9 protein-coding genes are annotated in these 10,597 nt (G+C 42.5%); 7 read left to right on the top strand and 2 right to left on the bottom strand.

Translation table 11 applies throughout. The annotated features are described in order from the left end of the window. Positions 1 to 67: 67 nt before the first annotated feature. Positions 68 to 730, top strand: a complete 663-nt coding sequence (locus BKK50_RS10555; RefSeq protein WP_077417841.1) for a DUF6246 family protein — start codon at positions 68 to 70, stop codon at positions 728 to 730. On the opposite strand, the gene BKK50_RS10550 is transcribed toward BKK50_RS10555, so the two are convergent. Together BKK50_RS10550 and BKK50_RS10545 are read right to left on the bottom strand one after the other, a co-directional pair. Next, the gene (locus BKK50_RS10550; RefSeq protein ID WP_208606214.1) at positions 716 to 1,135 is read right to left on the bottom strand and encodes a type II toxin-antitoxin system HicB family antitoxin; all 420 of its coding nucleotides are present in this window, start codon (positions 1,133 to 1,135) and stop codon (positions 716 to 718) included. The two genes, BKK50_RS10555 and BKK50_RS10550, sit on opposite strands and share 15 nt — an antisense overlap. Positions 1,136 to 1,178: 43 nt before the next feature. Beyond that, a complete protein-coding gene (locus BKK50_RS10545; RefSeq protein WP_059367647.1) occupies positions 1,179 to 1,355 on the bottom strand; it encodes a type II toxin-antitoxin system HicA family toxin in 177 nt (58 codons plus the stop codon). Between the two features lie 101 nt (positions 1,356 to 1,456). Here BKK50_RS10545 and BKK50_RS10540 point away from each other — a divergent pair, with 101 nt between their 5' ends. The 6 genes from BKK50_RS10540 to BKK50_RS10515 all read left to right on the top strand — a co-directional run. Next, a complete protein-coding gene (locus BKK50_RS10540) occupies positions 1,457 to 4,300 on the top strand; it encodes a phage tail length tape measure family protein (protein ID WP_077417838.1) in 2,844 nt (947 codons plus the stop codon). Next, positions 4,275 to 4,616 carry a phage tail protein gene (locus BKK50_RS10535; RefSeq protein ID WP_158074671.1) on the top strand — a complete coding sequence of 114 codons (342 nt, stop codon included), beginning with the start codon at positions 4,275 to 4,277 and terminating at the stop codon, positions 4,614 to 4,616. The genes BKK50_RS10540 and BKK50_RS10535 overlap by 26 nt, the downstream gene beginning before the upstream one ends. Further along, entirely contained in the window at positions 4,616 to 5,320 is a 705-nt protein-coding gene (locus tag BKK50_RS10530) for a phage minor tail protein L (protein WP_077417834.1), read from the top strand. Before BKK50_RS10535 ends, BKK50_RS10530 begins: the two co-directional genes overlap by 1 nt. Further along, positions 5,317 to 6,066, top strand: a complete 750-nt coding sequence (locus tag BKK50_RS10525; RefSeq protein WP_077417832.1) for a C40 family peptidase — start codon at positions 5,317 to 5,319, stop codon at positions 6,064 to 6,066. Before BKK50_RS10530 ends, BKK50_RS10525 begins: the two co-directional genes overlap by 4 nt. Before the next feature lie 11 nt (positions 6,067 to 6,077). After that, positions 6,078 to 6,641 carry a tail assembly protein gene (locus tag BKK50_RS10520; RefSeq protein WP_341864593.1) on the top strand — a complete coding sequence of 188 codons (564 nt, stop codon included), beginning with the start codon at positions 6,078 to 6,080 and terminating at the stop codon, positions 6,639 to 6,641. A 10-nt stretch (positions 6,642 to 6,651) separates the two neighbouring features. Continuing rightward, on the top strand, positions 6,652 to 10,597 hold a 3,946-nt coding region (locus BKK50_RS10515), incomplete at its 3' end, for a TipJ family phage tail tip protein (RefSeq protein WP_143529811.1).

Genomic DNA, 10,597 nt, shown 5'->3' with positions numbered 1-10,597 from the left:
TTGCATGATCATTAACAGTTGAATTTAAAGTTGGTGATGCATCAACCCTTGAAATTGCTACAGCATAATGATGAAACCGATCACTGATATAGGTGAATGCCTGATTAGTACAGCAGAACGGGACTATTTCTTTAAACCGTCATTGAAAGCAATGGCGGTTCTCGGTTCTCCTGTTGAAATTGTGCAAATCTATGCTGAACTTCACGGCTCAGAAGTTAGGGCATTGCTTGATAAAGTTAGTACAACCTCAACCGTATTTCAAGAGTATGTATTTGATGTGATTTATTCCCCTGTTTTTGGGCGGAAAATCTTACAACACGCAATGAATGTGTTGTGCGCCTGTTGTGAAGAGGATGTTTCGGAATTAATCGGGGAATGGAAGGCGGGAGAACGTGGCTTAGTTTATGTTCGTGGCGCATTGCCCTATTCTGATGTGATTACACTTGCCCGGCATTTAATGATGCACGGTGTAATTGGTTGTTGTCCGTTAGATGTTCCGGCAAATAAAAGCGTAGGAAGTTATTCAAATGAATTTCAAGCGATTGAATATATCAGTCTTGTGCGTACTGCTTTCGGGTTGAGCCGACAAGATGCGGAAAATCTAACTATGACAGAGTTTCAGCAGTTAATTAAAAGCCAGCAACCGCAGAAAAAAGCCCGCCATTTCACCGATGACGAATATGATCGGATAATGGCGGAATATGAACAATCTCGGTTAAGCGAGGGATAATTTTAGTTGTTTGCCTAATGCTTCAAAAGCACGATCAATTGTATTAATTTTCGTGTTATGGCGTAAGTTCATTATACGTTGAACTTCTGCCGGGCTTGCATCAAGTAATCTCGCTAGACTTGCTTTATTGATATTGCGCTTTACCAATTCATTATGTAGTAGCACTTTTGCGACCATTAATGTCGGTAATGCGATAGCATACTGCCCTTTTTGGATCTTATCCGGCATTGGGATTTCTTTATCCATATCAAAGTAATCCTCAAGATAGGAAATTAGCAAATCCTCGCACATTTCTTTGGTTTCTTCGATGGTTTCACCTTGGGTAAAGCCGCCGAATTGCGGGAAATGGGCGACATAACCGCTTTTTTCATCAGGTTCAAAGATAGCGGGATAAAATAACATCATTTACTCCTTATCAAGAAAAGCCCCCTTTAACAGGGGCTTTGGATTATTTTAAGCCTAGTTGCTTTTTTACCCCTTCGACTAAACCTGTTTTCAGTTCTTCGCTTGGGTGTCTAGGCAGTCTGCTGATTTTGCCGTTGTAATAGAGTTTTAAATGCTTTTTACCATTTTCTGCTATTACGCCCTGCTCTTTCAGCCATCTTAAAAACTCACTTTGTTTCATTATTCCTCCGTGTTTTTTAAGATAGTTTTATTATATACATTTTTGTATATTTGTAAAGCAAGAATGTATACAAATTTGTATATTTTCTTTGAGGTGATTAAATGTCAAATAATATTGGTGAAATTTCATATACAGTTAGTTTAGAGCTTGAACAATTACTTATAGGGAGTAAGAAAGTCAGTTCAGCAATGGATGATCTTGGTAAAGCCGGTGATAAAGGGGCTAAATCCATTGATAATCTCGATAAACTACTTGTTGAATCACGCAAGCGTTTTGAAGAGTTGGAGAAAAATTCAGGTATTGCTTCGGATAGGCTAAAAGAGCTTTCTATTAGTTCAGAGACAACTAAAAACAAGCTGAAAGATTTATTGCTTGAATTAGCCGATACGCGTGAAGAATTTTATCAACTTGCGACAACATCCGGTGCCTCAAGTGAAAAAATCAAAGAGCTTGCCCTTAAATTTAATCAAACTTCGGCAGCGATTAAAACTGCACAGAACGATCTTGCAACAATGAATACGCGAATGAGCCAAGCCGCAGGTGCCGTAAAACAGGCAAGTGGGGCAATGGGTAATATGCGTGGTGTTGCGGGACAATTAGGTTATCAAATTCAAGATATAGCCGTTCAATTACAGATGGGGCAAAATGCCTTTATGGTATTTGCGCAACAGGGATCGCAAATGCTATCAATTTTAGGACCTATGGGGGCGGTTGCCGGGGCTGCGGTAGCGATTGGCGGGGCGATTGCCGGTGCTTTATTACCGAATTTATTTGATTCTACTGATGCCTCAAAAGCATTAACACAAGCGCAAAAAGAACTTGGTGAAGTTATTACGAAGACGGATGATAATATTTTAGTTTTATCTGAAAAAATTGCGAAATTAGCGAAAGAAAATGAAGGAATAGCTCGTTCTAAAATTGCTGTCGCAATGATTGATGCCAAAAACGCCCTTAAAGCGGCCGGTGATGCCAGTTCCGAAGCGTTAAATAAATTGACACCATTTTTTAATGCGATTGATAGTGATTCGGTGATTAACGCTGTTAAGAACATTCGCAAATTTAGCCGTGAGGGCGAATCGCTTTCAAGTACGCTACAACGTGTGAACAACAGTATTTATGGTTCAAATTCAGCTATTAATGATTTTACTAATACGGCACGCACTTTCTCTGCTTCGCTAAGTATCTCACAGACTGAAGCACAAGAATTACTCGGACTTTGGGCTGAAATGGAAAAAACAAAAAGCCCCGAATCTATTCAAAACCTAGCTACCTACCTAAATGTGTTAAGTGAACGATATGGTAATACTAACGAAACATTAACTAAATTAACCCGTGAAATAAATGAAAATTCAGGTGCAGCGTTTGATGCAGAAAAAGCTATTGAGATGCTAAAAGCAGCGTTAGATGATTTAGCGGGGGCCGCAAAAGCATCTGAAAGCGGTTTAGCCGGCAATATTGCCAAAATGGATCAAATAGCTGAAGCCGCCAAGCGTTCCGCTGACACGATTGCAATGACTGAACGGCAAAAAGCAAAATATTTAGCAACCGCACTTGCCGTTACTGATGCGGATAAGGAACATTTGGAGAAAGTCGTCATTCCTTCTATTGACGCATCATTCGATAAAATTGAAGCGTATAAAAAAGAGCAGGAAGCCTTAAAGGAACGTGAGCAAGCAGACAAAAAAGCGAAAAATGCCGCAGAGGCAGCAGCGAAAAAAGAAGCGAATGAAAAAGCGAGGGTTGTTGAGCAATTGGCGCAACTAGCACAACGTTATGAAATTGCAACATTACGCCAAAAGGGGTTTACCCTTGAGGCGGCAAAGATGGAAACCGTGATGCAACTTGGCGCAGCGGCTACCGAAGAGCAGAAAAAGCAAGCGGAGCAACTAGCCGAAAAAATTTATAACGTCACAACGGCAATGAGTAACTTTGATAGTGTGATGAGCAAGGCAAAGCCGACTTATCAGCTTGATATTGATTTTGCCAAAGATACACAATCTCTCGATGAAGGCATTGCGGCTTATAAAGCTAAAATCGCAGAGGCGGAACAAGAGATTGCGGCAATTCGGGCAGCGAGCGGGGTTAATCCTTTGTCTGTTAATTCAGAACAGCAAATTGCGGAACTTACTGCGGCTAAAGAAACTTATTTAGCCTCAATTATGGAAGCGGAAGAGGCACGCAAGATACTTGAAGATGAATATCGAGAAAAACGCATTGCGGCTGAATGGGAGGCGTGGAAACGTTCATCTGAGGGGGCGGCAATACTTGGTAATGCCTTAGATGCGATGGCTGGTAGCGGTAGTGGTGCGATAGCCGGACTGCTTTCCGGTACAATGTCGTTGAAAGATGCGTTTCGCTCAGTAGCAAATACTGTTTTTAATAGCGTGATTAGTAGTATTGTTGAGATGGGAATGGCGCAAGTTCGCCAAATGATGATCGGGCAGGCAATGGCGAAAGCGACTACGGCGGCGCAAACGGCTCAAGCTGCCGCACTTTCTGCGGCTTTCGCAACACCGGCTGCGTTAGTTTCTTTGGCGACTCAAGGTGCAAATGCGATACCGGCTAAGGCAGGAATCGCAACAACAATAGCCTCAACAAAAGCATTGGCTATTACAGGTCGAAAAAATGGCGGCGTGATGTCAGCCAATCAAATGTATCGTGTAGGGGAAAATAATCAGCCTGAAATTTACCAAGCGAAGAATGGAATGCAATATATGATTCCGGGTAATAGCGGGCGAATGTTTAGCAATAAAGAAGTTAGCAAACGGAATGGCGGTGGTAGTTCATCACAAACGATTACGATCAATATGACAAATCACTTTGAGTCAAAAGATCAATCTAACGATCATTCGGAATGGACTAGCGAATTAGTCGATAAAATTCGCGGTATGATTCAATATGAATTACGGGAGGCAAGACGTGACGGGAACGCTGGAGCGTTTTAATTGGGCGGTGCAAGGTGGTTATTCTGTTTCGCACGAACCAAATATAATCAATAATGAGCTTGGGGATGGTTATTCTCAACGTGCGCCAAAAGGATTAAATCACGATTTAGTGAATATTTCCGGCATACGCTGCATTTGTAATTCATCTAATGCTAAATCCTTACGAGCATTTCTTTCTAAACGTGGCGGGTATCAGGCGTTTTTGTGGTATTGTAGCCAAGAAGATCGGGATGTAAAAGTCTATTGTCCTTCTTGGAGTAGCACGCAAAATGGTGGCATTACAACGTTTACAATGACATTTAAAGAGGTGCTGTAATGGGCGATCCAAAATTAAAGGCGGAACTGGCAAAACTTGAGCAGTCCGCCTTAATTGATCTATGGGAAATTGATTTAACAAAGCATTTTGATAAAGAAGGTAATGCCGGCGAACTTTATCGCTTTTATGCCGGTGCAGGATTAAACGATAAGCCTATCATCTGGCAAGGTAAAGAATATGTTCCCTATGGTGTGGCAACAAGCGGTTTTAAATTGTCTTCACAAGGTGCAAGTAATCGCCCTACACTTTCTTTAGGCAATATTAATGGATTTGTGACCCGTATTATTTACGCTTATCAACAATGTCTTGGTGCAATTGTAAAGCGTAAGCGTGTTTGTGTTCGGTTCTTGGATGCGGTCAATTTTGAGAACGGCAATCCATACGCCGATCCGAGTATTGAGACGGTTTCAATTTTTGTTATCGAACAGCTTTCTTCACATAAAAGGGATCTAGTTAGTTTTGTTTTGGCTACACCGGTAGAGATGGACGGTGCGCAGATTCCTTGCCGCACAATTTTAACAATGTGTTCTTGGCCGTATCGAGGACCTGAATGTGGTTATACCGGTCCGCCGGTAGCAGATGAAAAAGATCAACCAACAACCGATCCGGCAAAAGATAAATGTAGCCATTGTCAAACAGGTTGTAGATTTAGGCGTAATCTTGCTAATTTTGGCGGATTTCCGAGTGTAAATAAATTGGGGTGATAATGGAAACCTTGAATACATCAATTATCGCTTACGCAAAATCAAAGGAACCGCACGAATGTTGCGGTTTTGTTGTTTTAAAACAGGGGGAAAATCAACCGCACTTTTTGCCTTGTGAGAATATCGCAGATGATCCTATGAATTATTTCGAAGTTTCGCCTGAGGATTTTATCAAGGCGGAAGAAATGGGCAAGATTCTAGCCTTAGTTCATTCTCATCCGAACGGTGAACCTAGGTTGAGTCTAGCGGATCGGCAAATGCAGTGGCAATCGGATTTAGACTGGTGGCTTGTTTGTGGCGATGAGATTTATCAATTCCCTAAAATCGCTCCGTTAATCGGTCGTAGTTTTGAACACAGTGTACAGGATTGTTACACACTTTTTCGTGATTTTTATTATTTATGCGGTTTTGATTTTCCTGATTATCCACGTGCTGATGAATGGTGGTGGCAAGGGGAAAATCTTTACCTCGATCATCTTGAAGAGCACGGATTTTATCAAATATCAATCGAAAATATTCAGATCGGCGATATTGTGTTAGTGCGGATCGAATCGCCTGTACCAAATCATGCGGCGATTTATGTCGGTGATCAAATGCTTTTACACCACGCCCCAAAACGTTTATCAAAAAGAGATATTTTCGATGGCTATTGGCTTAAATATACGCATTCAATTTGGAGACATAAAGAATGGTCAATGTCAAATTCTACGGTGGTCTTAGACAATTTGGTAGCCAATTTAGGCTAAATGTAAAGACTGTGTCTGAAATTGTAGAGGCATTAACGCAGCAACGGAAAGGATTGAAAAGCTACTTATTACAAGGTTTTTTTAAAGTGAGAATTGGGCGAAATCTCTATTTAGATTCTCGCTATGCGGAGCATGAAATTCATCAAGAACTCGATGAAAATTGTACCGTGCATTTTACACCGGTATTAGCCGGTGCCAAAAAAGGCGGGCTTTTTCAAACTATCGCCGGGGCTGTACTTGTCGTGGTTGGCGCATTGACATGGTGGACTGGCTACGGGGTTTATGCTGTGGGTATGGGGGTCGCATTAATGGCAGGCGGTGTTGCACAAATGCTAACGAAAACCCCTGACCCGAACAATGGTAGTGATCGTCAGGATAAACAGCGATCAACAGGGTTTTCTAATATCGCGAATATGGTTGCGCAGGGTAAGGCAATAGCATTGTGTTATGGGCGTTTCCGTTGTGGTTCGTTAATCCTATCACAAGGGATTCGCACATACGATGCGGAAAATGAAGCGCAAAAGAAACCGGCAGAACGCCGCGATGGGTTATTGTTTAGCAAGGCATTAGCATAAGGAAAGAAAAATGGGTAAAGGTGGCGGCGGTGGCGGGCATACGCCCTATGAAGCACCGGAATCGAATAAATCTAAACAGAGTGTACGCATTGTTGAAGCGGTTTCTGAAGGGGGGGTAAAAGGTCTTGTTGACGGGATGAAATCAATTTATTTAGATGATACACCCGTTCAAAATCGTGATGGTAGCTTTAATTTTAGTAATCTTAATTGGCAAGGACGGAAAGGCCTTGCGGTTCAAGATCAGCTTTCTCATTTTGATACTTCTGAACGCGAGGTAAATGTCGGGAAAGAGGTGAAAAAATCCTCACCGTTGACTCGCACGATTACAGATAGCAATGTGGCACGATTACGGTTACATCTTGGTGTTAGTAGTCTATTTAAACAAAACGATCAAGGGGATACACACGGTTCAAGTGTCAATTTCATTATTACAGTAGGAGATCGTAGTTATCCTTTTAATATCACCGGTAAACATAGCTCACAGTATTTGCGCCAGTTTGATATAGATGATCTACCGGCTGTTCCGTTTTTATTAAAAGTAGAGCGCGTAGAGCCTGATTCTACATCTCAACGCTTACAGAATAAAACCCTTTGGGCGAGCTATACGGAAATTATTGAAGGGGAATATACCTACCCTCATACCGCTTTAATGGGGATTGAATTTGATTCTGAATATTTTAGTTCAATTCCGACTCGAGGCTATGAGATTTACGGTATTGAATGTTTGGTACCGTCAAATTACGATCCGGTTAAACGTACTTATTCCGGTGATTATTGGGATGGGACATTTAAGCCTGAATGGACTGATAATCCGCTATGGGTTCTCTATGATTTGATGACAAATAAACGTTATGGACTTGGGAATCGTATTGAGGGATTTTCTATCAATAAATGGGCGTTCTATACTGCCGCACAATATTGCGATCAATTGGTGCCTGATGGTTTTGGAGGAAAAGAACCACGCTTTACTTGTAACGTATGGATCAATGAATCACGTAAAGCCTATGACTTAATCAATGATATTTGCTCGTGTTTTCGTGGTTTACCGGTATGGAATGGATCGGAATTTTCCGTGGTATTGGATCGCCCGGCTGATCCTGTGTGGACCTATACTAATGCGAATGTTATTGATGGTGAATTTGAGTATTCCTCTTCTGCCAATAAAGATCGCCACAACTCTATTCAGATCACCTATTTTGATAAATTTGATAGCTACAAAAGTGCGATTGAGCTTGTTCAAGACGATCAAGATGTAGCGAAAAATGGCTTAAAACAGTTAAAAAAGGCGGCTTTTGGTTGTACTTCTCGGGGGCAGGCTTTCCGCACCGGAAAATGGATTTTAGAAACCGAACGCCTTGAAACTGAAATGGTGACCTTTACCGTTGGGCGTGAGGGATTGGCAAATATTCCGGGTGATATTATTCGTGTAGCGGATAATTATTTTGCCGGCACAGAGATTGGCGGGAGAATCATTTCAATTGCCGGAAAAATTATTACGGTAGATCGAGAAGTTACGCTTACCGGAGCTAAACAGGTATTTTCTTATATTGATGGAAAGGGCAAAGAACGACACGCTAAAATTGCTGCGGTAAAGAAAAAACAAATTACGTTGATTGATCCGCCGATGGGGATTATTGAACAGCACCCTTGGACACTCTCAAACGAAAGTCTTACAACAAAATTATATCGCTGTATTACGGTTCAAGAAAAAGATGGTAAAGATCAGTTCATTATTTCCGCTATTCAGCACGAACCTCAAAAAGAGGCTATTGTTGATAATGGTGCGAGATTTGAACCCCGTGAAACCACTTTATTTAATACGCCTAAAGTCGGCGATATTCAAATTAATATAGGACCGGATGGAAAAGTCCGTACCTTAGCGGAAACAAGCAACGGAATCGGGTTAATTACCTATGATATTTTCATCTATAAAGAGGCGAAGTTATATTCATCTAAACTAGGGAGAACAACAACCGAACTTGAGTTAGACGATCTTGAAAATGGCGAATACACGGTTGTGATTCGCGCTAAAAATGAGAAGGGGCAATTGCTTAATGAAAAGGCTAAATCTTTCACCATCGACCGCCCGCCGGCACCCACAGGCGTTCGGGCGACAGGGGGCTTAGGCAGTATTACACTTGAATGGGATTGGGTGAACGAAGCGACAGCGACTGAGATTTTTTCCTCAGAAACAGACGATATTAAAACGGCAAAACGCATTGCCAAAGTGACCGCTCAGTTATACACCCACGAAGTGGGGGCAAAACAAGTGCGGTATTATTGGTTGCGTCATACCCGTGGGATTAATGTCGGACCGTTTCATCAACAAGCCGGCTTGCGGGCAGAAAGTGCGGTCGATATTGATGCAGAATTAGCCTTGCTCAATGAAAAACTGTCACAAAATATTATCAATGATGTGATTGATACCGCCTTGCCGGCACGCCATCTTGAGCCGATTCAAACGGTGGCAGGGTTGGATGTAAATACGTTCACCGGTTACAACCAAGTTCACAACACGGCAGATGGCAAGCTCTATACTTGGAATGGGAAGGCTTATAGCCACAAAGTCAGCACGAATGACCTAGAGGGGCAAATTACCGCCAATCAGCTTGATTCTGACCTGATGGCGCAATTAGATTCCACACAAAATATTGCTAATGCAGCGAATCTTAGCGTTCAGCAATTGCAAGGGAATCTCACTCAAGAAGTCAATCGCATTAATCAGTCTATTCGGAAAGAAAGTGCGAACCTGACGAAAAAAGTGCAAGCGGAAGCCAAAGCCCGTGGAACCGCCATCACGCAGTTGCAAAATACGGATAGGCAGCAAGCCCAACAAATCACAACCCTGACAACCCAAGCCGAGCAAGCGTTGACGGGATTAACGGAAGAGCGCAACGCCCGCATTGCCGGGGATAATGCCGAATCGATGGAAAGAACGGCACTCACGGCAAGGGTAACGGCAGCGGAAAGCGGTATCACCCAATTACAACGCAGTGTCGCCAATCAAACAACGGCATTAAGTGAGGCAGGCCAACATCTTAGTGCTAAGATTGATGGGCTGCGTGTTGGGGGACGGAATTACCTACGTAGTTCCCTTGACTTCTCCGGTTATTGGCGTTTTGGTAAACACGCCAATGAAACCGGGCGTGTTTTTACAGAGAATAACGAAATTGTTATTGATTCCCAAACTGCCAATTATTCAGCGGCAATGCAAATAGCGAAAGAGGGGACACGGAGTCATACCGCAAATTGTAGTGAAACATTAAAAGACCTACCTAGCGCTATTTACACGGTATCGTTTGAAGCGAAAGCATCGGTTAATGGTGCAATACGTGTATTATTGCGCCAGCAGTTATTACCATCGGGGACGAAAGATACCTATAAATACATCACTATTGATAGTCAAGATTGGAAAAAATATACGATTCAATTGGATTATCGCCAAGTAACAAATTTAAACTATGTACAGTTTGAGTTTACTTGTTATTTAGTCGGGGCAGAAATAAGGCTACGTAAAGTGAAACTTGAACGTGGCACGATTGCGACCGACTGGACACCCGCACCGGAAGATGTGGAGGAGAATATTGCCAATGTCTCGGCAGACTTGGTTTCTTATCGACAAACACAAGCTGCAACAGATAGCGCTCAAGCAACCCAACTTAATGCCCTTACCACCCGAATGACGGGGGCGGAAAGCAATATTACCAAAGTTGAACAGTCTGTTATCACGCTAAATAGCTCAACGGCAACAAGGCTCAATCAGCTTACGGCTAATCTGACGAAAGCTCAAACGGATTTGACGGCGAAAATCACCGCAGAACAAACCGCTCGGGCTAACGGAGACAAATCCCTCGCCAGCCGTATTGATACGGTCAATGCCTCGGTAAATAACGCTAAAGCGCAAATCACCACGGTAAGCCAAGCGGTTGCCGATGTAAACGGCAAACTGAGCGCTA

The organism is Rodentibacter rarus, from assembly GCF_001998965.1.
GTDB lineage: Bacteria > Pseudomonadota > Gammaproteobacteria > Enterobacterales > Pasteurellaceae > Rodentibacter > Rodentibacter rarus.
Note: the sequence above shows the minus strand (reverse complement) of the source record. Positions and strands in the feature narration are given on the sequence as shown.